The organism is Gemmatimonadales bacterium (assembly GCA_030697825.1).
Taxonomy (GTDB): Bacteria; Gemmatimonadota; Gemmatimonadetes; order Gemmatimonadales; family JACORV01; genus JACORV01.
This window is the reverse complement of sequence record JAUYOW010000010.1, coordinates 12,335-34,887: the sequence shown is the minus strand read 5'-3', so window position 1 is coordinate 34,887 and position 22,553 is coordinate 12,335. Positions and strand designations below refer to the sequence as shown.

General features: G+C 69.3%; 21 protein-coding genes. 17 read left to right on the top strand and 4 right to left on the bottom strand.

Annotated features, from left to right (window positions below; genetic code table 11):
* Positions 1-18: 18 nt before the first annotated feature.
* From Q8Q85_00440 to murI, 6 genes are all read left to right on the top strand, one after another.
* Entirely contained in the window at positions 19-1,689 is a 1,671-nt protein-coding gene (locus Q8Q85_00440) for an MFS transporter (protein MDP3772714.1), read from the top strand.
* Positions 1,686-3,017: a nitrate/nitrite transporter gene (locus tag Q8Q85_00435; protein ID MDP3772713.1), complete on the top strand. Its 1,332-nt coding sequence runs from the start codon at positions 1,686-1,688 to the stop codon at positions 3,015-3,017. Before Q8Q85_00440 ends, Q8Q85_00435 begins: the two co-directional genes overlap by 4 nt.
* Before the next feature lie 56 nt (positions 3,018-3,073).
* Positions 3,074-4,417 carry an alginate export family protein gene (locus Q8Q85_00430; protein MDP3772712.1) on the top strand — a complete coding sequence of 448 codons (1,344 nt, stop codon included), beginning with the start codon at positions 3,074-3,076 and terminating at the stop codon, positions 4,415-4,417.
* A gap of 140 nt (positions 4,418-4,557) precedes the next feature.
* On the top strand, positions 4,558-5,466 hold the full coding sequence (locus Q8Q85_00425; protein ID MDP3772711.1) for a diacylglycerol kinase family lipid kinase: 909 nt from the start codon (positions 4,558-4,560) through the stop codon (positions 5,464-5,466).
* Positions 5,463-6,002, top strand: a complete 540-nt coding sequence (locus Q8Q85_00420) for a hypothetical protein (protein ID MDP3772710.1) — start codon at positions 5,463-5,465, stop codon at positions 6,000-6,002. The genes Q8Q85_00425 and Q8Q85_00420 overlap by 4 nt, the downstream gene beginning before the upstream one ends.
* On the top strand, positions 5,999-6,808 hold the full coding sequence (gene murI / locus Q8Q85_00415) for a glutamate racemase (protein ID MDP3772709.1): 810 nt from the start codon (positions 5,999-6,001) through the stop codon (positions 6,806-6,808). Before Q8Q85_00420 ends, murI begins: the two co-directional genes overlap by 4 nt.
* A 105-nt stretch (positions 6,809-6,913) precedes the next feature.
* Here murI and Q8Q85_00410 read toward each other — a convergent pair whose 3' ends face one another.
* The 4 genes from Q8Q85_00410 to Q8Q85_00395 form a co-directional block, all read right to left on the bottom strand.
* Entirely contained in the window at positions 6,914-8,758 is a 1,845-nt protein-coding gene (locus Q8Q85_00410; protein MDP3772708.1) for a TRAP transporter large permease subunit, read from the bottom strand.
* 12 nt (positions 8,759-8,770) lie between these two features.
* Complete coding sequence (gene dctP / locus Q8Q85_00405; protein ID MDP3772707.1) at positions 8,771-9,805, bottom strand: TRAP transporter substrate-binding protein DctP; 1,035 nt, start codon at positions 9,803-9,805, stop codon at positions 8,771-8,773.
* Entirely contained in the window at positions 9,802-10,755 is a 954-nt protein-coding gene (locus Q8Q85_00400) for a TRAP transporter TatT component family protein (GenBank protein ID MDP3772706.1), read from the bottom strand. Before Q8Q85_00400 ends, dctP begins: the two co-directional genes overlap by 4 nt.
* Before the next feature lie 85 nt (positions 10,756-10,840).
* Positions 10,841-11,581 (bottom strand): UDP-2,3-diacylglucosamine diphosphatase, encoded by a 741-nt coding sequence (locus Q8Q85_00395; protein MDP3772705.1) that lies wholly within the window; start codon positions 11,579-11,581, stop codon positions 10,841-10,843.
* A gap of 118 nt (positions 11,582-11,699) precedes the next feature.
* On the opposite strand from Q8Q85_00395, the gene eutM reads away from it, so the two are divergent.
* The 11 genes from eutM (at position 11,700) to rfaE2 (ending at position 22,533) form a co-directional block, all read left to right on the top strand.
* Positions 11,700-11,978 (top strand): ethanolamine utilization microcompartment protein EutM, encoded by a 279-nt coding sequence (gene eutM / locus Q8Q85_00390; GenBank protein MDP3772704.1) that lies wholly within the window; start codon positions 11,700-11,702, stop codon positions 11,976-11,978.
* A 10-nt stretch (positions 11,979-11,988) separates the two neighbouring features.
* Entirely contained in the window at positions 11,989-12,450 is a 462-nt protein-coding gene (locus tag Q8Q85_00385) for a BMC domain-containing protein (GenBank protein ID MDP3772703.1), read from the top strand.
* Between the two features lie 18 nt (positions 12,451-12,468).
* Complete coding sequence (locus Q8Q85_00380) at positions 12,469-13,995, top strand: aldehyde dehydrogenase family protein (protein MDP3772702.1); 1,527 nt, start codon at positions 12,469-12,471, stop codon at positions 13,993-13,995.
* Entirely contained in the window at positions 13,992-15,056 is a 1,065-nt protein-coding gene (gene pduL / locus Q8Q85_00375; protein ID MDP3772701.1) for a phosphate propanoyltransferase, read from the top strand. Before Q8Q85_00380 ends, pduL begins: the two co-directional genes overlap by 4 nt.
* Positions 15,053-15,481 carry a thioesterase family protein gene (locus tag Q8Q85_00370; protein ID MDP3772700.1) on the top strand — a complete coding sequence of 143 codons (429 nt, stop codon included), beginning with the start codon at positions 15,053-15,055 and terminating at the stop codon, positions 15,479-15,481. Before pduL ends, Q8Q85_00370 begins: the two co-directional genes overlap by 4 nt.
* Positions 15,474-17,516 (top strand): HEAT repeat domain-containing protein, encoded by a 2,043-nt coding sequence (locus Q8Q85_00365; GenBank protein ID MDP3772699.1) that lies wholly within the window; start codon positions 15,474-15,476, stop codon positions 17,514-17,516. Before Q8Q85_00370 ends, Q8Q85_00365 begins: the two co-directional genes overlap by 8 nt.
* 1 nt (position 17,517) lies before the next feature.
* Positions 17,518-20,427 carry a hypothetical protein gene (locus Q8Q85_00360; GenBank protein MDP3772698.1) on the top strand — a complete coding sequence of 970 codons (2,910 nt, stop codon included), beginning with the start codon at positions 17,518-17,520 and terminating at the stop codon, positions 20,425-20,427.
* Positions 20,428-20,494: 67 nt separating this feature from the next.
* Positions 20,495-21,151: a hypothetical protein gene (locus Q8Q85_00355; protein ID MDP3772697.1), complete on the top strand. Its 657-nt coding sequence runs from the start codon at positions 20,495-20,497 to the stop codon at positions 21,149-21,151.
* Positions 21,126-21,650, top strand: a complete 525-nt coding sequence (locus Q8Q85_00350) for a DUF4136 domain-containing protein (GenBank protein ID MDP3772696.1) — start codon at positions 21,126-21,128, stop codon at positions 21,648-21,650. The genes Q8Q85_00355 and Q8Q85_00350 overlap by 26 nt, the downstream gene beginning before the upstream one ends.
* On the top strand, positions 21,647-22,030 hold the full coding sequence (locus Q8Q85_00345) for a hypothetical protein (protein ID MDP3772695.1): 384 nt from the start codon (positions 21,647-21,649) through the stop codon (positions 22,028-22,030). The genes Q8Q85_00350 and Q8Q85_00345 overlap by 4 nt, the downstream gene beginning before the upstream one ends.
* Positions 22,030-22,533: a D-glycero-beta-D-manno-heptose 1-phosphate adenylyltransferase gene (rfaE2, locus tag Q8Q85_00340; protein MDP3772694.1), complete on the top strand. Its 504-nt coding sequence runs from the start codon at positions 22,030-22,032 to the stop codon at positions 22,531-22,533. The genes Q8Q85_00345 and rfaE2 overlap by 1 nt, the downstream gene beginning before the upstream one ends.
* Positions 22,534-22,553: the final 20 nt, after the last annotated feature.

Genomic DNA, 22,553 nt, shown 5'->3' with positions numbered 1-22,553 from the left:
CTCTTGGGCGGGCCTGTCATGACCGACCGTGCAAAAGCGATCAGCGTCCTTACCGCCAACACCGTGGCGTTCACGGTGTGCTTCGCCGTGTGGATGATGTACGGCGTGCTGGTCACCTACCTAATGGACCGCCAGCTGTACGCGTTCAGCAAGACGGAAATGGGGTGGTTGATCGGGATCCCGGTGCTCTCGGGATCGATCTTCCGCCTCCCCGCCGGGATGCTCAGCGATCGTTACGGCGGGCGTCCCATCTTCGCCGGGGTGATGTTGATCGCCGCCGTCTCGGTGTACCTGGTGAGCTTCGCCGACAGTTTCTGGGCGTTCCTGCTGGGCGGGCTTTTCTTCGGTCTGGCGGGAACCTCCTTCGCGGTGGGGATCGCGTACACCTCGGTGTGGTTCCCGCGGCACCAGCAGGGAACGGTGCTGGGGATCTTCGGCATGGGGAACGCCGGGGCCGCGATCACCGCGATGATCGCACCATCGGTGCTCGGGCTCTTGACGCGGGGCGGAGTGGAGTTGGAGCGGTGGCGACTGCTTCCGCGGATGTACGCGTGGGCCCTGGTGGTGACAACCGTGCTGTTCTGGCTCGCCACGTTTCCGCGCAAGCCGGAAGAGCAGGTGGTGCGCACCCTCGGCCAGCGCCTGGAGCCGCTCGGGTCGGTACGGGTCTGGCGGTTCGGGTTCTACTACTTCCTGGTGTTCGGCGGGTTCGTCGCCCTCTCGCAGTGGCTGATCCCCTACTACGTCAACGTGTATGCCCTGACCGTCGTGACGGCGGGCCTCTTGTCTTCCATCTTCAGCTTCCCGTCCGGCGTCATCCGGGCGCTCGGGGGTTGGCTGTCCGACCGCCTCGGCGCACGAACCGTCATGTACTGGGTCCTCGGCGGATGCACCGCCGCCTCGTTGCTGCTGGTGGTGCCCCGCATGGACATCCAGTCACCCGGCGAGGGCGTGATGGCCGCCCGTGCCGGTACCATCACCGAAGTGAAGGAAGACGCCATCGAGGTGGATGGTGCACGCTACCCGCTGCGGCGGCGCGGACCGGGTACGCCGGAGCGGGAAGGCGCGTTGATCTGGCCCACCAGCGTCTCGTGGCAGGAGCCGGTAGTGCGGCCGGGCGACGCGGTCGCCAAGCGACAACTCCTGGCTCGGGGCGTCACGCACATCTACTTCCAGGCCAACATCGGCGTATTCACGGGGCTGGTGTTCGTGATCGGCATCCTGATGGGCATCGGCAAGGCGGCGGTCTACAAACACATCCCCGAGTACTTCCCCAGGGACGTCGGCACCGTCGGCGGGATGGTTGGCGTGATCGGCGGACTGGGCGGATTCGTTGGTCCTATTCTGTTCGGTTACATGCTCGACGCGACAGGCATCTGGACCACGAGCTGGATGTTCCTGTTCGGCATCTCGTTGACCTCGCTCGGGTGGATGCACCTCGTGATCCGGCGGATGATGGCTGAACGCGCGCCCGAGGTGGCGACGCACGTCGAGTGGGGAGGGGCACCCGTCCCTCTGTCCTTGCGCGTCCGCTGCCCGGTACACTCGGTGGAAGCGCGCGTGAGAGTGGTGGCCGTCCGGGGGAGCGACCTGGAGGTCGTCGTACGCGAATGCTCGCTCTTCCCCGGCCAGGAGGGCGCGGCGCGGTGCGAGGGACGTTGCGTGGTGCGCGGCGGAGATGCGGCGTGAAATCCACCTGGCTGGAGCGGTGGGAGCCCGAGAGCCCGGAGTTCTGGCTTGGCAAGGGAAGAACGATCGCGTGGCAGACGCTGACCATCACGACGATCGCGCTGGTGCTCTCCTTCGCCACCTGGTTCGTGATGAGCGCCGTCGTGGTGCGTCTTCCGCGCATCGGCTTCAAGTACGACACCATGCAGCTCTTCTGGCTGGCGGCGATTCCGGGCCTGGCCGGCGGAACTTTGCGCATCGTTCACACCTTCCTGGTGCCGCTCTTCGGAACCAGGCGGGTCGTCACGATCGCGACTCTGCTCAAGCTCATCCCCTGCGTCGGCATCGGTTTGGCCGTGATGAATCCCGAGACGCCGTTCTGGGTGTTCCTGTTGCTCGCGTTCAGCGCGGGGTTCGGCGGGGGGGACTTTTCCTCGTTCATGCCCAGCACCAGCCTGTTCTTCCCCAAGCGGCTGCAGGGCACAGCCCTCGGAATCCAGGCCGGCATCGGCAATTTCGGAGTGAGCCTAACGCAATTCGTCACGCCCTGGATCATCGGCTTCGCCGCCCTCGGTGCGCTGGCCGGCGACCCCCAGACCTTCACGGCCGGCGAAGTGAGCAAGCCCATATGGGTGCAGAACGCGACCTTCTGGTATGTACCGGTGCTCCTGTTCGTCGCGCTGCTGGCGTGGGTGTTCCTCCGGAGCGTGCCGATCAGGGCGTCCGTGAAGGAGCAGATGGACATCTTCCGGGACAAGCACACCTGGCTGATGACGTCCCTCTACATCATGACCTTCGGCTCGTTCTCGGGGCTCTCGGCCGTCTTCCCGTTACTCATCATGTCGCTGTACGGCGACTTCCCGAACGCCCCCGACCCGCTTAGGTACGCGTACCTCGGTCCGCTGATCGGGTCCGCCATCCGGGTGATCGGCGGACCGTTGAGCGACCGGTTTGGCGGCGGGATCCTGACGCAGATCAGCGGGTTCGGCCTGGTGGCCTGCGCGCTGGCGATCGCGCCGTTCCTGGATCCGTCGTCGTTGCAGGAGTTCCCCCGGTTCGTCGCGCTGATGCTCGGGCTGTTCTTCTTTGCGGGGCTGGGGAACGCGTCCACCTTTCGACAGATACCGATCATCTTTGCCCACTCGCCGCGCCAGGCAGGGGGTGTGCTCGGGTGGACGGCGGCGGTGGCCGCCTACGGGCCCTTCGTTTTTGCGAGCCTCGTGGGGCTGACGATTACCAGCCTGGGCTCCCCGAAGTTCTTCTTCTACGGCGCTGCGGTGTTCTACGCGGTGAATCTCTGGATCAACTGGTGGTACTACTATCGGCGCGGCGCGGAGCGTCCGTGCTGAAGGTCCCTCATCCGGTTGGCCTGCCCAGGGGCGCCCGCCGCGCTAGGCAGTCCTTGATGATGCGCCTCGCGCGAGTCATGGCCGGGTTGGCGGGGATGCTGGTGGCGGCTGCACCGTCGACGGCTCAGCAAACCGGTCCGGCTCAGGCGGCCGCGCAGCCCTTGAAGCGCATTCCGCTCGGCCGGCAGGGCCAGGTGTGGGTCGGCTTCGGCGCGCAGCTTCGCGCTCGGGTCGAAAGCTGGCGGAACTTCGGCTTCGACGCTGCGCTCGACCACGACGACGATTTCGTCCTGAACCGGGTCCTGCTCAACGCGGACCTGCACCTCGGCAAACGGCTGCGCGCGTTCGTGGAGGCCAAGAGCGCGGTGCTCACCGACCGCAACCTGCCCGGCGGCCGGCGCCCAGTAGACGCCGACGACATCGATGTCCAGAACGCGTATCTCGAGGTGTCGCTCCCTCTCGCCGCCGACGTCGGAATCACCGCGCGCGCCGGCCGCCAGGAACTGCTCTTCGGCAGGCAGCGGCTGGTGAGCCCGCTCGACTGGACCAACACGCGCCGGACCTTCGACGGTGCCCGTGGGACGGCCACCATCCGGGCCTGGACGCTGGACGGATTCTTCGTACGTCCGGTTCGGGTAGTGAAATCCGGCTTCAACCGCTGGGACCGCGGCACGGATTTCTTTGGCCTCCACGCCGCCAGGAAGCCCGGCCGGGTGCCGGGGCTACAGGGCTACTGGCTTATGTTGCGTCGCGAAGCGGCCGCGTTCAATGAAACGGCCGGCCCCGAGAGGCGCCATACGTTCGGCGCGCGCCTCGCAGGGAGGGCGGGTGGCGGGCGCGCCGAGTACGACGTCGAGGCCGCGTATCAGTGGGGAAGTCTCGGTGCAGGGACTATCTCGGCGGCGATGTTCGGCGGCGAGTTGGCGTACACGGTCGTACCGGTTCCGGGGCGCCCGAGATTTCACGCCGGCCTCGACTACGCGAGCGGCGACGGGTCGGCGGGCGGCGATGTAGAGACCTTCAACCAGCTGTTCCCCCTGGGGCACGCCTTCCTGGGTTACATAGACGTGGTGGGCCGACAGAACGTGGTGGCACTGAATGCCGGCGTCGGGATCAAGCCGGTCGAGAGCCTTCAGGCCGACGTTACCGCGCACCACTTCCGGCGCGCGAGCACCAACGACGGGCTCTACCACGCCGGGGGCGGGGTGGAGCGCGCGGCCGGCGTCACCCGGGCGGCGACCGTGGGCAGCGAGCTGGATGTCACCCTCACCTGGCGGCTGGGGCAGCATGTCGCGGGACTCGTGGGCTACAGCCGGTTCGTTCCCGGGCCCTTCATAGAGGAGACGGGCGCAGCGGAGAACATCCGGTTCGTCTACGGTTCGCTGCAACTCACCTACTGAGAACTACGCGACTGAGCCCCAGGTGACAGTTCTGGCGAGCATGGGACGGCGGCGCGCGGCCTGACGATTCCCGGACGCAAGGAGACGTCTTTGAGGCTCGGGCTTGCACATGCCGAGCCTGGCACGTTGACTACTGACCCGTGACCACCCTCGTCATCTTGAACCCCTGGTCCGGCCGGGGCAGGGGCAAGAAGTACCGGGCCCAGGTCCAGCGCGGCCTCAAGGACGCCGGCATCGCCTACGACTTCGTCGAGACGACGGGGCCGGGCCACGCCCTGGGTCTGGCTCGCGACGCCGCGGTGAGCGGGGTCGAGCGGATCATCGTCGCGGGCGGCGACGGCTCGACCCACGAAGTCGCGAACGGGATGCTCCAGGCTCCGCTCGCCGATGACGGCGCCACCCGCCCGGCCCTCGGCGTCATCCCGTTAGGCACCGGGAACGACTTCGCGAAGCTCCTCGGCGTGTTCCGCTTCCCGCCGGAGGCCGCCGCGGCCCGGATCGTGCGCGCCGAGACCGCCATCTTCGACGTGGGCAAGGCGTTAGGTGAGTACTTCGTCAACATGCTGGGCGTGGGCTTCGACGCCGAGGCGCTGAAGCAGGCCAACAAGATCAGGCGGCTGAAGGGTTTCGCGGTGTATCTCGCCGCGATCTACAAGACCTTCGTCTTCTTCAAGCCTCCGGTCCTGGAGATCGACGCCGCCGAGCACCGCGAGACCGGCGAGATGATGATGCTCGCGGCCGCGATCGGCGTGTCGTCGGGCGGCGGGTTCTACATCACCCCGCAAGCCGATCCCAGGGACGGATTGCTCGACGTCTGCTTGATTCGCAAGGTGAGCACGGCGACCTTCCTCAAGTCGGTGCCCAAGGTGATGAAGGGCACGCACGACTCTCTCAACGAGGTCGCGATGTTCCGGACCGGGTCGGTTACCATCCGCTCGAAGGGCGCGCCGCTGGTCCTCCACCTCGACGGCGAGCTGCGAGAACCGGGCCTAACGGAGGTCACCGTAACGATCGAGCCGAAGCGTCTCCGGGTGCTCATCGGCCGATGAGGCTCGCGCTCCTATCCTGCTTCGCGCTCCTGCTCGGGGCCGCGCCCGTCGGGCTGGCGCAGAACCCGCCCGCCCGGCCGCGCGCGGACCCCACTGCCGTCCGCGCCGCCGAGCCGGACTCCGCGCCGCCGCCGCCCACGCGGGGTGACTCTATCCGCCCGCGCCCGCCCGTTTCGCCCACCGGTGCATTCCTCCGTTCGCTGGTCCTTCCGGGGTGGGGGCAGGCGCGGCTCAACCGAAACGTGACCGGCGGGCTGTTCGTCGCGTTCGAGGGGCTTGCCGCCGCGATGGTCTGGAAGTCGCAGTGGCAGCTGGATTTCGCCCGAACGCGTGACAAGTTCGTCGAGGAGCACCGGCAGGAGCGCGAGGACTGGATCACGCTCCTGGTCTTCAACCACCTCTTCTCCGGCGCGGAGGCCTACGTCTCGGCGCACCTCTACGACTTCCCGGTGGCGCTCAAGATCGAACGTCTGCCGGGCGGCGTCACCGGTTTCGGGGTCACCGTCCCGCTGCGCGTCCGTCCGCCCGCGCGGTGAACCGGCATCCCATCGGCGTCTTCGACTCGGGCGTCGGCGGACTCACCGTCGTCCACGAGTTGATGCGCCAGCTGCCGCACGAGCCGCTCATCTACTTCGGCGACACGGCCCGCGTCCCCTACGGGAACAAGTCGCCCGACACGGTGCGGCGCTACAGCCGTGAGATCCTCGACTTCATGGTGAGCCGCGAGGTGAAGCTCGTTGTCGTGGCGTGCAACACGGTGAGCGCTCATGCGTTGGAGGAGTTGATCCGGGTCTCGCCGGTGCCGGTCGAGGGGGTTATCGGGCCGGGAGCGCGTGCCGCCGTGCGCGCCTCGCGTACCGGGCGCATCGGCGTGATCGGGACTGCCGGCACGATGAGGAGCGGCGCCTACGAACGCGCGATCAAGACGGTCGATCCGGCTGCGCACGTCACCCAGCGCGCCTGCCCACTGTTCGTGCCGTTCGTCGAGGAGGGGTGGCTCGACCATGCGGCGACGAAGCTCGTCGCGCACCAGTATCTCGATGCGCTCAGGAACGACGGCATCGACACCCTCATCCTGGGCTGCACCCACTACCCGCTCCTGAAGCCGCTGCTCTCTGAAGTAATGGGGCCGGACGTGCGCCTCATCGACAGCGCGGAGGAGACCGCCGCGGCCGTATCCCGCGAGCTCGGGAGTTCGGCGCTCCACGCCCCCAATGACGCCGAGGGGCACGTCCATTTCGTGGTGAGCGATGCGCCGGAGCAGTTCGAAAGCGTCGGCGCGGCGTTCCTGGGCGAGCGGGTGCGCGACGTCGAGACCATCGTATTGGGAGAAGGACGGTAGGCGGGCAGGTCTCCTGAGCCGCCGCCGCCGCGTCCATCGCCTCGGGCGACTTGTGGTGCACCGAAGCGCCAGCAGCAGCGGCTCGATCGTGCCGTTCCGCCTCTCCTACCCGCCGAACCAGCGAGGCAGCGTCGTGGTCAGCGCCGGGATGTAGGTGATCAGGAGCACGCCGATCAGCAACACGATGAGCATGGGAACGACGGAGCGGATCACGGCGGAGACGGGCTGGTTGAATCGCATCGAGGCGAGGAACAGGTTCACACCGACCGGGGGCGTCAGGAATCCAAGCTCCATGTTGGCCAGGAACACGATCCCCAGGTGGACCGGTTCGATGCCGAACGCCAGGCCGAGGGGGACCAGCAGCGGCACCACGATCACGATCGCCGAATAGATGTCCATGAGCGCCCCAACCACGATCAGGAACAGGTTGAGGAGGAGGAGAAAGGCCCACTTCGAGTGGACGGTCGCCGTCACCCACTCCACCGCGCGCGCCGGGATTTCGGCGAAGGCGAGGTAGTTGGTGAAGCCAAGCGCCACCCCCAGGATCAGGAGCACGCTGCCGACCAGGACCCCGGACTCCGCCATGACTCGAGGGGAATCGCGGAACAGCCTGAGGTCCTGGTACACGAAGGTCTCAACCACGAAGGCGTAAAAGGCCGTGAGTGCGGCGGCCTCCACCGGGGTCGCGAGTCCGCTGAAGAGCGCCCCGAGGGCGACCACCGGAATGAGCAGTTCCCACTTGGCGTCCCAGACGGCGAGTCGCGTCTCCCGCCAGTCGACCGGCTGACGCAGGGCCGCGGTGGGTGGCGCCTGGCTGATTCCCCAGAGGGCCGTCAATACGATCAACAGGATTCCGGGGATGATCCCCCCGAGGAACATGTCCTTGATGTCCACGCCCGCGATGACGCCGTAGAAGATGAGGGGAAGGCAGGGTGGGATGAGCAGGCCGATCGAGCCGGTTCCGGTGAGCAGCCCGAGCGCAGTCCTCTCGGCGTAGCCCGCGGCCAGGAGCACGGGCATGAGCAGCGCGCCCAGCGCCAGAATCGTGACCCCCGAGGCGCCGGTGAACGAGGTGAAGAAGGCGCAGACCAGGACCACCAGGATCGCCGGGCCGCCGCGCAGCTGGCCGACCAGGGCGCGGAACAACCGGATGAGGCGCCGCGACGCGCCGCCTTCGGCGAGGAGGTAGCCGGCCAGCGTGAACAGCGGGACCGTCGCGAGCGTGGGATTGGTCACCAGGCCGTAATGGTCCACGGTGAGCGATGCGATCGGCGAACCGTCGCGCCAGAACAGGATGAGTCCGGCGCCGCCCAGGGCCGTGAAGATCGGCGCGCCAAGCACGGTGGCGAGGAGCAGCAGCGCGAAGGCCGGGACGGCGAGTTGCTCAGGCGGCACCGGCGGGCTCACCGCGCACAGTGCCAGGAGTCCCGCCAGCGCGACGGTCGCTCCGCGCCATCCCCACGTCTCCGACGCTCTCCAGAGGATGCGCAGCGTGATCAGCGCGAAGCCGATCGGCAGCACCAGCTGCACGATCCAGAGCGGGATGTCGTAGGCCAGCGTGCCGCCGGCCGCCCGCTCGCTCTGGACGAACCGCACGCTGGCCACACCCAGCAGCGCGGTCACCGTGGCGGCGACGGCGGCGGCGAAGCTCCGCGCCACCGAGCGCCACTTTCCCCGAACCAACAGATCCACGGAGGTGAGGGACAGCAGTCGCCCCTCGCGGGCCGCGATGGCCGCGCCGATCATTCCCGCAAGCAGCGTGAGGTGCTGCACGATGGACGCCTGATCTTTGATCTGCACCTGGAGCCCTCGGAGCGGGACCACGAGCAGCGGTAAGACCATCATCCCGGCGAGCACGAGGGTGAGGGCCAGGTCTTCGGCCCGGGCGGGCAGGCGGCGCCATCCGCCCAGAGGGGGGCTGTCAGCCTCCGGAGAGGGAAGAGCGGTCACGCCGGCGATCGCCTAACGGCCGCCCGGATGGGCCGCCCGGTACTCGGCCAATACGCGCACCACCTCGTCGAACATTTCGGCGGGTACCATGGTGCCGCGGATCTGCGGATAGAGGCTCACGCTCATCGTTCGCCATTCCGCGTCGATGGTGGGCGGGATGGGGACGACGTTGAGGCCGCGCCGTCTCATGGCGGCCACCGATGAGTCGCTCTCGGCCCGGCCGCGCTCCTGGAACTGCCGGCCGGCATCGGTCGCCGCCGCCCGCATCGCCGCTTGGCTCTCCGCGGAGAGGCCATCCCAGGTTCTCTTGCTGATGATCGTGCCGCCCACCAGCGGCAGCCAGTTCACCTCCAGCATGTTGCTGGCCACGGTATGGAACTGCATCGACTGCGCGAAGTACGGGATGGTGGGGACCGCGTCGATCATCCCCGTCCGCAGCGCGGTGAGCGCGTCGGACCAATCCAGAGACACGGGCGAGAACCCGGACGACCTCATGAGGTCGAATTGTTCGTTGTCGCCGGCGGTGACGAAGATCTTGAGTCTCTTGAAGTCGTCGGGGTGCACCGCGGGGCGGCGGGTGAAGTAGCGCACCCAGCCCGCGTCGGCCCAGAAGAGCACCACGAAGCCCCGCTCCGCCAGACGCCTGGCCAGGACGGGCTCGAGCCGCGACCGCACGTACTCGACCTCGTCAAGCGTGCGAAACATCATGGGCATCTGTTGCAGCGCGCCCACCGCGCGGTCGATCTCCCTGAGGCCCACCACCGTCAAGGTCGCGGCCTGCAGCTGCCCGAGCCGCATCCGCCGAACCAGCTCGAGCTCGCTCCCCATGGTTCCGGCATAGACGGTCAACTGGACCTGACCGTTGGTGGCAACGCGCCAGCGTTCGCCCATCTCCTGGAGGATGCGGTGATACGAGGTCCCCTGCGGCGCCAGGGTCCCGAGTCGGATGCGCAGCGGCGCGGTCTGCGGTGTCGCGACTCCCGGCGCCAACCCCTGGGCGCCCAGGGCCACGGCTGCCGGGATCAGGACTTGGCGCAACCGACTCATCGGGTGCCTCCGGGAACCTCGTCGAGGAACAGCTGGTCCACCCGCGACAGCAACCAGCGCGCGCGGCGTTGCATGATCAGGTTGGCGAGTCGCCACTCAGGCCTGGCGTCCGGATCGATGGCGAGCGCCCGCCGCAGCAGGGACTCGAACTCACGGCGATCCTGCCGGCTCACGCTCACGCCTTCCGCCAGAGCGACGAACGGCGAGGCCAGTCGCCCGTCGGTAAGACTCACCGCCCGGTCGAAGTGCGCCCGGGCGCGCTCGTTGGGGTCGCCGCGGGCGCCTTGGCGCGCCAGCTCGTAGCTGATCAGGAAGCCATGGATCGCGCCGTCGTCAAACCGCTCGTCCAGCTCGAGGGCGCGGTCGATCAACGCCTCGACCAGCGGCTGATCGGCGACCAGCTCGGGGTCGTCCTTCGATATCGCGATCGCCGCCCCCCACGCGGCCGCCGTCCAGTAGAGCAGGGGCACGTCCTGGGCGGTGGCCGCGCGAACCGCGGCGCCCGGATCGGCCCGGAGTCTCTCCCCGAAGCGGGCGTGGCGCGTTTCCAGCCCGCGCAGGCCGTAGTCCCTCGCCCGCAGGTACAGCCGTCGGGCGCGCGCGCGCGCGGCCGCGGCCCGCGCGACGTCCTGGTCCTCCAGCTGCTCGGCCTCCTGCTGCACGTACGCGTAGGAGTACTTCGTGAAGCCACTGGCAGCGGCGAACAGTAGACCCCGATGATCGGGCGCCGAAGCCAGAAGGCTCTCGATGAGCTTGAGGCTGAACGGGATCGCCTCGCCCACCAACTCGGGATCGTCGTCGGAGGCGAAGGTGGTGCCGGACTCGGCCAGGGCGTTCCCCAGCTTGTTGATGGCGATTCGGTTGAGCGAGCATCCCGCGGTGAGCAACGAACTCATCACGGCCAGCAGCGCCAGCGTCAACCGATGAGAAGGACCCGAACCCTGCCCCATATGGCAACCTCCTCAGAACGACCTCAACAATGCCCGTACGCCGCGAATAGTGCAGGGATCACTTGAGACCGGCGGGTCAACTCCACTACGGGCGCGCGGGCCAGCGCAGCGGGGTAATGGTCTCCGGCCCGACCACGGCGTACGCGCGATCCACCATCCACTGGCCGGCGTTGAGATAGAACCTACCCGGCGCCACCTCCAGCAGCCGCTGCCGGTGCGTGTGGGCGAGAACGACCAATCCCAGGTCGGGGCGGCTGTCCATCAGCGCGCGGGCCCAGGTCTCCTGAGCTGCCGCCGCCGCGTCAATCGCCTCGGGCGACTTGTTGCCCTCCGCCAGGCCGCCGGAGAGCCGGTCGGCGAGCTTGAAGCCGAAGTCGGGGTGCAGCGCTTTGAAGGCGCCGATCGTGAACCGGCTCCGGGTGATCCAGTGGAGCAGCTTCCCCCCCAGAGTCTGCTCGGCCAGCCCGTCGCCGTGGGCCACGTGGGCCGTCCGGCCGGCGATCACCAGGTCCGTGCCTTCGGCGTGGAACGGGATCTTGAGGTCCTCCCCCCAAAACGTCCCTCCCCAGCGGTCATGGTTCCCCCCGAACATCTCCACCCGCACCCCCTTCTCGGCCAGGACGGCCAGCTTGGTGAGGGTCTTGAAGGGACGGCGGGGGATAACGGCCCGGTACTCGAACCAGAAGTCGAAGAGGTCTCCCATGACGAGCAGCCGGTCGCCGAGCGAGGGCACGGCGTCGAGGAGCTCGTGGAACGCTTCCTCGTCCCGGATGTTGGCCGACCCCAGGTGCGCATCGCCCACCACAACCACGCGTTCGCCGCTCACGCGCCCATAATGCTCCCCCGGGGGGAGTGGCGCAAGCGCTTGGTTTCTATTGACTTTTGAGGCGGGAGCACGTACTGTGGCACGGAGTTTTTCCCAGCGTGCCACATTCGGAGGAGCCATGCCACTTGAAGCGCTCGGCATGATCGAAACCAAGGGCCTCGTCGGCGCGATCGAGGCCGCGGACGCCATGGTCAAGGCCGCGAACGTGAAGCTCGTCGGCAAGGAGAAGGTGGGCGGCGGTTACGTCACCGTCATGGTGCGCGGCGACGTGGGCGCGGTGAAGGCCGCCACGGACGCCGGTGCCGCGGCCGCCGAGCGCGTCGGCGAGCTGGTGTCGGTCCACGTCATCCCGCGGCCTCACGCGGACATCGAGCTCATCCTCCCGAAGGGCGTGTAGGAGCCCGGGCATGTCGTCCTGGACCGAACAGGCCCTCGGCCTGATCGAGACCAGGGGGCTGGTGGGGGCGATCGAAGCGGCTGACGCGGGCGTGAAGGCGGCGCCGGTCAAGCTGCTGGGTACCGAGAGGACCGATCCCGCCCTTATCACCGTCCTTTTCTCCGGCGACGTCGCCTCCGTGAAAGCGGCGGTGGACGCCGGCGCGGCCGCTGCCAGCAAGGTGGGCCAGTTGGTGTCCGTGCACGTCATCCCGCGTCCGTATCCGGGCCTCGAGCTCATGTCCGACGCCGCCGAGGAGGGCAGCGCCGGCAATCCCGCGAGAGGCGATGTCCCGCTCGCTGAGATGAAGGTCGTGGATCTCCGCCATCGCGCCCGCCAGATGCCCGACTTCCCGCTCAAGGGGCGCGAGCTCTCCATCGCCAACCGCGAAGAGCTGCTCGCGCACTTCCGCGCCCTCGGCCACTCCACCTAGCGAGCGCGGCCCGGTACCGTGGACAAGGACCTCGCGTCGGTCCAGGAAGCCCGGGACCTGGTGGAGCGGGCCCACGCCGCGCAGCAGGCCTTCGCGCACGCCACCCAGGAAGAGACCGACCGCGTCGTAGAAGCGATGGCCCGCGCGGCCTCCGCCTCCGCCGAGCCGCTGGCGCGCCTGGCCGTGGACGAGACGGGCATGGGGCGCTACGAGGACAAGGTCCTCAAGAACAAGTTCGGCGCCGATGACGTCCTCAAGTACATCCGGCCGCTCAAGACGGTAGGCGTGATCCGCGAGATCCCCGAGCTCAAGGTGAAGGAGATGGCCGTACCGATGGGCGTCGTCGCGGCGCTCATCCCCACCACCAACCCGACCTCCACCGCCATCTACAAGGCGCTGATCAGCGTGAAGGGCCGCAACGCCATCGTGATGTCGCCGCACCCGAGGGCGGTGAAGTGCATCAACGAGGCGGCACGCATCATGCACGACGCCGCGGTGGGAGCGGGGGCCCCGAAAGACCTCGTCCTCTCGATGACGATCCCGACGCTCGAGGGGACGCAGGAGCTGATGCGCCAGAAGCGCACCGCGATGATCCTCGCGACCGGTGGGTACCCGATGGTGCGGGCGGCCTACAGCTCGGGCAAGCCGGCCTATGGCGTGGGTCCCGGGAACGTGCCCGCGATCATCGAGCGCACCGCCGACGTGCCGAAGGCGGTGCGCGACATCGTCAACGGCAAGTGCTTCGACCACGGCCTCCTCTGCTCGGCCGAGAACTCCATCGTGTGTGACGCGCCGGTGGACGCAGAGGTGCGGGCCGAGCTGCCGAAGAACGGCGCCGTGTTCGTGACCGGCGACGACCGCGCCAGGCTCCAGCGCGCCATGCAGGACTCGCGCACCGGTGGCGTGAGCGCCGAGATCGTCGGGCTGGCAGCGACGGTGATCGCGGGGCGGGCGGGCATCACGGTCCCGGCGGATACGCGGGTGCTCGTGGTCGAGTGCACGGAGGTCGGGCCGAAGGAGTTCTTCTCGCGCGAGAAGCTGTCGCCGGTGTTGGGGTACTACGTCGAGGACGGCTGGGAGCGCTGCTGCGAGCGCAGCATCCAGCTGCTCGAGTTCGGCGGGCTCGGCCATTCGCTCGCCATCCACTCGCGCGACGAGCCGGTGATCCAGCGGTTCTTCGAGGAGAAGCCGGCGTTCCGCATCCTGGTGAACACGATGGCGGCGATGGGCGCAGTGGGTTACACGACCGGCCTCGTCCCGGCGATGACGCTGGGCCCCGGCACGTGGGCGGGCAGCAGCACTTCGGACAACATCGGGCCGCTGCATCTGATCAACATCAAGCGGTTGGCGTATGAGATTCGGGAGTACAAGGCGCCGGGGGAGTGGGGAGCGGGGAGCGGTACCGTTGGTGTGATTCAAGACGTCGGTGCGCCCGAAAGGAACCGCTCCCCGCTCCCCGCTCCCTCTTCCTTTACGCCGGCCGAGGTCCATGTCATGGTGGACGATTTCCTCGCCAAGCATCGCGCATCGAGAGGTCGAGGATGACGAAAGACGAAGTCGCCAAACTGGTCGAGTTGGTAGCGACGAGGCTCGCCGAGAAGGGCGCGGGCGGCACGTGGCTGCCGACGCCGACCCGTCCCGAGCCGCCGGGCGACCCCACCCCCGGGATGTTGCCCGCCTGGTCGGGCGCGGCGCAGACGCTGCCCGACGTGGCGCCGGTGCGCCGGCCCGCGGGGACCTCGCGTCACCGGCCCGAGTACCCCGCGATGGTGACGGCGGCCCGTCAGGCGGCGGCCGCGCGCGGTCCTTCACCGCTGCCCTCTGGCTCGGAGGCCGGCGCAGACCGCGCCTCCACGCAGCGCACCCGCCGCGAGGTGAAGATCGGCGTGTCGAACCGCCACCTCCACGTCTCGCCCCGCGATTTCGAGGCGCTGTTCGGCAAGGGCAGGGCGCCCATGGTCCAGCGGCCCATCTCGCAGCCGGGGCAGTACGCCGCGGCCGAAGTCGTCGCCGTGGTGGGCCCGAAAGGGAAGATCGAGGGTGTGCGCATCGTGGGGCCGGCGCGCGGCGCCACGCAGCTGGAGATCTCCACCGCGGACGGGCACGTCCTCGGTGTCACCGCGCCGGTCCGGCAGAGCGGCAAGCTCGAGAACTCGGGCGGCGGCGTCACGCTCGAGGGGCCGGCGGGCAAGGTGATGCTGGCGAGCGGCGTGATCGTCGCGCAGCGGCATCTGCACGCCGCGCCGGCCGACGCCAAGACTCTGGGAGTGGCCGACGGCGACCGGGTCGCCATGGAATGTGGGCCTGCGGGCCGGCGCGTCACGCTGCACGACGTCCTGGTGCGCATGGGTCCCGACCACGCCACGGAGCTGCACCTGGACCTGGACGAGGCCAACGCGGCACAGGTGCAGACGGGGGACTCGGCGGTGATCGTGGCCACCTCGCGCGGCGCGCCGGCCGGAAGGAAGCGGCCGCTCCTCACCGAGCGCGACGTCGCGCGGATCTCGGCGCGCGGCGACACGCTGTCGGCGGGCGGGCCCTATCTCGTCACGCCCGCGGCCCGCGACCGCGCCAAGGCCCTCGGCATCTGGCGCGACGAGAGGTGACGGGACCAGCCCTCTCCACGTCGGTCGAAGTTCGGGTGCGCTACGGCGAAGCCGACCGGATGGGCTTCGCCTACCACGCGCACTACCTCGACTGGTGCGACATCGGCCGTACGGAACATCTGCGTCGTCACGGGGTCAGGTATCGGGATCTCGAGGACCGAGGCTTCCTTCTGGCGGTGGCCGAAGTGAGCCTCCGCTTCCTCAAGCCGGCCAGGTACGACGACCTGGTGCGAGTCACGAGCTGGGTCACCGATGTCGGTTCCCGCCGCGTCAACTTCGAGTATCGTATGGAGCGCGCCGACGACGGCGCGCTGCTCGCTACCGCGATGACGGCGCTCGTTTCCATCGGTCCGACCGGCCGTCCGACGCGGCTCCCCGACGACCTGCTCATCCTGATGCGCGGAGTTCTGGGGCGTGATGCGTAGGGCCGACTCTCTGATGGTGATGGCCCTCCTCGGGGTGGCGTGCGCCGCGCCGGCGCTCGCGCAGGACCAGACCACGGTCGGCGATCTGGCCCAGATCCTCGCGCTCGAGGACCGGCGCGAGTTCGACGCCGCCACCCTTCGCCGCGCGGCCCAGAGCCCGGACTCGGTAGTGCGAGTCCGCGCGGCGATGGCCTTGGGCCGCATCGGCGACCGTGGCGCCACGCCCATCCTGATCCCGCTGCTCGCGGACCGTGACACCGGCGTCCGCGCCGAGGCAGCCTTCGCGCTGGGAGAGTTGGGGGACCCGGCTGCTGTCCCGGCGCTCTCCCGTCTCGTGGAAGCCTTCGCCCCGGTGGAGGGCGGCGACTTCGAAGCCGAGGTCGTGACCGCGCTGGCGAAGATCGGCGGCGAAGACGCCACTCGCGCGCTCGAGCGTCTGTTGCAGCGTCACCCCCCCGACCGGCCCGCGGGCGATCGCGCCACCGCGGTCGTGCTCCTCGAAGCCTGGCGTTTGGGCCGCGACTCCCCGATCGCCCCGCGGCTCGCCGAATACGTGAGGACCAGCCGGGGCGCCTTTCGCCAGAACGCCGCGTACAGTGCCTCCCGGCTTCGCCTGCCCGCCGCCGCCGCGGCGTTCCTCGAAGCGGCGACCGACTCCCAGCCGCTGACGCGCAGCTACGCCGCGCGCGGCCTGACGGCCGCCATCGCGGATTCCGCCGGCTTGGCGCGCGACGTTTTCGTCGGGCGCGTGAGGGCGCTGGTCGGTGACGAGAACAGCCAGGTGCGCATCAACGCCCTGCGTTCGCTCGCCACCTTCCGCGACTCGGGCCTGGCGAGCGTGGCCGGCGGCCGGCTCGTGGATCGCGACCCCAACGTTCCCGTTCAGGCGGCCGCGACCCTGGGAACCCTCGGCGGCTCGCGCGCCATCACGGTGTTGCGGGAGCGGTTCGGGCCGGCGCCCAATTTCGCGCTGAAGCGCGCCATCCTCCTCGGCCTGGCGCAGGCGGCCCCGGAGACGGCGCTCTCGGTCGGCAGAGCCTGGCGCTCCGACCAGGACTGGCGCAACCGCGCGGCATTCGCCGAGATGCTCGGTGCGGTCGGTACGCCGGCCGCACGCGCGCTGCTCACCGAGCTCCTCAACGATGCCGATCCGCGCGTGGTAGCGACGGCGCTGGGCGCGCTGGGGCAGGGGGGCGAGCAGCGAGACCCGGCGGTGGCCGTGGCGGCGCGCGCGAAGCTGACCGACCCGGACGTGGGGGTGCGCTCCGCGGCGACCGACATCCTGGGCCGCGAGGCAAGCCTCGCGTCGCTTCCCGCCCTCGTCACCGCGTACCGGGCGGCGGAACATGATGAGCTGAACGATGCGCGCCTGGCCGCCGTGAATGCGCTCTGGCAGCTGGCGCAGGGCGGGGCGGAGAGCCGCGCCGCGGTCGAGCGGAGCTTCCTCGCGTCGGTGCCCCGCAGCGCCGACTACCTGGTCCGGCGCGCCGTCGCCGAGCGGTTCGGCGAGGAGACGCACGCGCGCTACTGGGGCGACGTCCTGCCCATCGAGACCGGCAGGAGCGTCGAGGATTACCGCGAGATAGCCCGGCGCTACATCCTGCGCTCGGGTGGCGGGGCGATGAGGGTGACGATCGAGATGGACCGGGGCAGCATCGTCGTGGCCCTCTTCGGCTACGACGCGCCGCTGACGGTGGACAACTTCCTGCGGCTGGTGGACCGGCGGTTCTTCGACAACGGGCGCTGGCACAGGGTCGTCCCGAACTTCGTGATCCAGGATGGCGACTCTCGAGGCGACGGCAGCGGCGGCTCCGGTATCGTGATCAGGGACGAGATCAATCGCAGGCGCTACGACCGCGGAGCGGTGGGGATGGCCCTGTCCGGCCCCGACACCGGCAGCTCCCAGTACTTCCTCACTCACTCCCCACAGCCGCACCTCGATGGCGGGTACTCCGTCTTCGGTCACCTGACCGACGGCTACGGCGTCCTCGACCAGGTTGTGCAGGGCGACCGGATCCGACGCATCTTTCGGTAGCATGCCACGAACCTCGTTGACCCTCCTCGCCCTCGCGGCAGTCTTGCTGTTCCTGCCGGCGCCGGCGCGCGCCCAGTTCGGGGTCTTCGGTCCCAACAAGATCCAGTACCGCCAGTTCCAGTGGCGCGTGCTGCGCGGCGAGCACGTGGACCTCCACTTCTATCCGGAAGAGGAGGAGCTGGCCCGGGTCGCGCTCGCGTACGCCGAGCAGTCGTACCGGGAGCTCGAGGTCCGTTTCCGCCACAGCGTGACGACGCGGATCCCGCTCATCGTCTACGCCTCCCACTCGGACTTCGAGCAGACGAACGTCCTCCCGTTCGTCCCGCCCGAGGGCCTGCTGGGCGTGACCGACTTCCTCAAGCGCCGGGTGACGCTCCCGTTCCGCGGCAACTACGCCGAGTTCCGGCACACCATTCGCCACGAGCTGGTCCACGTCTTCCAGCTGTCGAAGCTGACCCTGCAGTTCAGCCTCTATCCGCGCCAGCGGCGCCAGCAGCTCCCGCTCTGGTGGCAGGAAGGACTCGCTGAGTACTGGTCGGGCGGGGAGGACACGCGCGACGAGATGATCCTAAGGGACATCACCGTCTCCGGGCGGCTGCCCACGCTCGAACAGCTCACCTTCGCATACGGCGGGATCGTCTACCCGCTGGGCGGCACGCTCATCCGGTTCCTGGCGGAGCGCTATGGCGAGTGGCGACTGGTGCAGGCCTACGACGACATCTGGAAATACGACGACTTCGACGCGCTGGCCCGGGGGGTCTTCGGGAGGAGCCTCGCCCAGCTGACCGCCGAGTGGCAGTACGAGATGCGGCGCCGCTACTACCCGCTGGTCACCGAGCAGCGGCCGCTGGAGATCGCCGCGCATCGCGTCGCGTCACTGGCCGTGAAGCCGGTGGTATGGACCGCGCCGGGCGATTCCGAGCCACAGGTCCTCTACCTCTCGCCGAAGTCGGGGTACACCAACGTCTACTCCGCGCCGCTCCGCGGCGGGCGGTCGCGCACCGTGGTCAAGGGTGAGCGAAGCGCGGAGTTCGAGTCGTTCCATCCGTTCGACTCGCGAATGGACGTCTCCCCGGAAGGCGTGGTCGTGTTCGCGAGCAAGTACCTCGAGCGCGACGCCCTGTTCTTCTGGAACATCCAGACCAGCCGGGTAGTGGGCCGCTATCAGTTCCCCGAGCTGGTCTCGATCCTGTCGCCGTCGTGGTCGCCGGACGGCAGCGAAGTGGTCTTCTCCGGCCTGTCCATTTCCGGCTACTCGGACCTGTACGTCCTCCGCCTGCCGGGCGGCACGCTCGAGCGCCTCACCTCCGACCGGTACCAGGACTTGGACCCGTCGTTCGCGCCGGACGGCCGGCGCGTCGTCTTCTCGTCGGACCGCACGGCCTTCGGCCCGGAGGGCGCTCTCAACCTCTTCGTGCTGGACCGCGGTACCCGCGGCGTCCGCTATCTCACCTACGGGGCCTGGCGGGACGAGGGCCCGCGGTGGAGCGCCGACAGCACCGGTGAGCGCATCACGTTCACCTCGGACCGGCGTGGGACGTTCGATGTCTACGTGGTGGACTCGGCCGGGACCGGACGGCGGGAGACCTCGGTCCCCGGCGGCACGTTCGACGCGGTGTGGGTGCCGTCGGTCGGGCGCTACGTCTTCGGTGCGTTCGAGAACCTCTCGTTCAACATCTACAGCTTCAGTCCGCCGCCGGATTCGGCGCCTGCGGACCCGGTGGGTGGGATGGGGACGCCGGTCGCGGACTCGCTGCCCCGGGACGTCGTGAGGCTCGCGGCGGAAAGGGAGCCGGCTGCCTGGCGCTGGGCCGAGCTGGACGACCCTCGCTACGCGAGAGCCGACGCGGCCCGCTACGACCAACGCTACTCCCTCGACTTCGCCGCGGGGGACGCGTTGCTGGTGCCGGGCGTCGGGGCGGCGCAGGGCGCGACCTTCCTGCTGTCAGACATGCTGGGCGATCACCTCGTCTTCCTCAGCGTGGTGTCGTTCCAGCAGGGGAACAGCCTGGGCGACCTGGTGAGCAACTTCAACGGCACCGTGCTCTACCTCAATCAGACGCGGCGCCTCAACTGGGGCTTCGGCGCCTTCCGGGTGAGAGGCGTCTTCTACGAGGGAGACTTCGACCAGATCTTCCGGGAGACGGCCGTGGGCGGCTTCGTCGAGCTGCGGTATCCGTTCTCCCGCTTCACCCGCCTGGAGGGCCAGCTGCGGGTGGAGCACTCGGACCGGACCGACTTCGGGATCGTGGAGGACGACCTCAGCGTGGGGGCGCCGCGCCGCCGCGGCGTGCTGACGTCGAACTTCCTCACCCTGGTGCAGGACAATTCGCTCTGGCTCTCCACCGGACCCATCGACGGCGGACGGACCAACCTCACCGGCGGCGTGGTCACCGATCTCGAGAACGGCCGGTTCGACAGCTACGTCATCTCGGCCGACGTGCGGCGCTACCTGCGGACCGGGCTCCGGAGCGCCTTGGCGTTCCGCGGCTTCGGGTACTACGCCGGCGGCGCTCGGCCGCGGCGGATCAGCATCGGCGGCTCCTACGCCCTGCGCGGCTACCCGCGGTACGCGTACGTGTCCGGCACGCGCGCCGTCATGGCCAACCTAGAGTGGAGGTTCCCGATCACGGATTACCTCTCGATCGGTTTCCCATTCGGCGAGTTCCGGTTCCCCGGCGTCCAGGGCGCGTTCTTCGGCGACGTAGGTCGCGCGTGGTCCGCGCGTTCCACCAGCCGGGGGTACCTCGGCGCGTACGGCCTCGGGCTGCGGATGAGCTTCGTCTCGCCGCTCGTCCTGCGCCTCGACCTCGGTTGGCGATACGGGGCCGGGGACAGGGTGCCTTACAGCCTTCCAGCCAACTACCAAGGGCGGCGATTCGCGGACTTCTGGTTCGGGTTCAACTACTAGCGTGCGCTCGCGCATCATGAGCCCCTTTTTCCTTGCTTCGCCTTGGCGCCATTTCTATCTTGCCGCCGTGACGGCTGGGCTCGCGTGCGGCTGTCGCGCGCCGCGGATGGCCACGCCCGCCGGCGCCTTTGCTCCGGCCTCGCGCGAGGCGTTCGAGGCCGCCGCGGCGCGAACGGCGCCCGGCCGGCGCGAGTTGCTTCGAATCCGCTGGCGCTCGGATGACGGGAGGATCTCGGTGTCGGGCTCCGGCGCGGTGCGGGTGGCGCCTCCGGACTCGGTGCGCGTGGATGTCGCGATCCGGTTGGGCGTGGCGCGCGGAACGCTCATCGTGGCCGGCGACTCGGTGCGGGCCGAACCCGAGGAAATGGTCGGCCAGCTCCTGCCGGACCGGTTCGCGCTCTGGGCCGCGCTCGGCGTGATTCGCACGCCGGAGGGCGGCAATGGTTTCGAGTTGCTCGAGGACGGCGCGCGGAGGTTCTGGCGCGTGGCCGACGACGCCGGCCGAAGCACGACGTTCGAGATGCGCGGCGACACGCTGGTCAGCGTGACGCGGGAGCGGTCAGGTAGGCCGGTGGGGCGGCTTCGCCTTTTCCGGGGCTCGGACGGCGCCGTACTTCGCGCCCAGGTCACCGACTACGAACGGCGGGCCCGGTTCGAGGTGGACATCGCTAGCCGGCAGCCGAGTGAGGCGTTCCCAAGTGAAGTCTGGCGTCTTCGCTCGTAGCCTCGCGGCCGTGGCCCTCGCCGGCCTCACGGCGGGGTGCGTGTACGGGTTCCGGGGCGGCGGCCTCCCCGGGCACATCCGGACGGTGGCGGTGCTGCCGTTCGACAACCGCACCGGCGAGCCCGCACTCACCCAGGAGGTATTCCAGGCGATCCGCGACGCGGTCGAGCGGCGGCTCGGGCTCCGTGCGGCGCCGGAGGCCGGCGCAGACGCCGTCGTCCGCGGCGAGATCGTGCGCTACGATCCCGACATTCCCCTGTCTTATCAGTCAGAGCAGGCGGTCGGTCGGCCAGGGCGTCGCGTCGAAGTGACCAGTCGCCGGGTGCAGATCACCGTCAACGTGGAGATATTCGACCAGCGTCTGGGGCGCGCGCTCTGGCAGCGCAATGGGCTGTCGGTGGACGGCGAGTACCAGCCGCCGCGGGAAATCGAGGGCCGGCGCACCGCGCTGGCCAAGCTGGTGGCAGACGTCGTGGAAGGAGCGCAGTCGCAATGGTGAAGCGCTGGCGTAGCGAGGCCGGGAAGGCGCGGCTGGGGTGCCTGCTCGTGCTCCTCGTTCTCGCGTTCGCGGCCTATCACGGCGTCCAGTACTTCGAAGTACAGTTCCGCTACTACCAGATCCTGGACGAGGTGAAGACCGAGGCCTTGTACGCCACCACGCTCAGCAACGACGAGATCCGCCGCCGGCTCGTAGCGAAGTCGGACAGCCTCGGCCTGCCGCTGGGGCGGAGGCAGTGGGACATCCGCCGCTCGACCGTGTTCCCGATTGAGATCGTCATCAGCGCCTCGTACGACGACTCGGTCGTCATCCAGCTTCCCGGTTACGTTAAGGTCTTCCGCTTCCACTTCACGCCCGGCGCGCGCGCCCCGCTCTTCTAGTGTCTTCGAGCGGCGGCGCGCGCTCCACCCCCGACCGCAAGATCATGGGTCGCGAGGCACTGGCACGCTGGCGTCGCGGCGTTGCCGGATCGGTCGTCTTCACCAACGGCGTGTTCGACGTGCTGCACCGGGGGCACGTCGCGCTGCTGGCGGCCGCCCGCGCCGAGGGCGACGCGCTGGTGGTCGGCGTCAACACCGATGCCTCGGTGCGGCGGCTCGGCAAGGCGCCGGACCGGCCCATCAACCGCGAGCGTGATCGCGCGTTCGTGCTCGCCGGGCTGGAAAGCGTGGACGCGGTAGTGCTGTTCGACGCGGACACCCCGCACGAGCTGATCGCGGCGCTGGAACCGGATGTGCTGGTGAAGGGTGCGGACTACGCGCCCGAGGCGATCGTGGGCGCGGACCTCGTGACGGCGAGGGGCGGGCGGGTGGTGCGCATCCCGCTCGAGGAAGGTTATTCCACCACCAACTTCATCGCGAAGGCGAAACGTGGCGAGACCTGATGGACGCGGCGCGGCCGAGC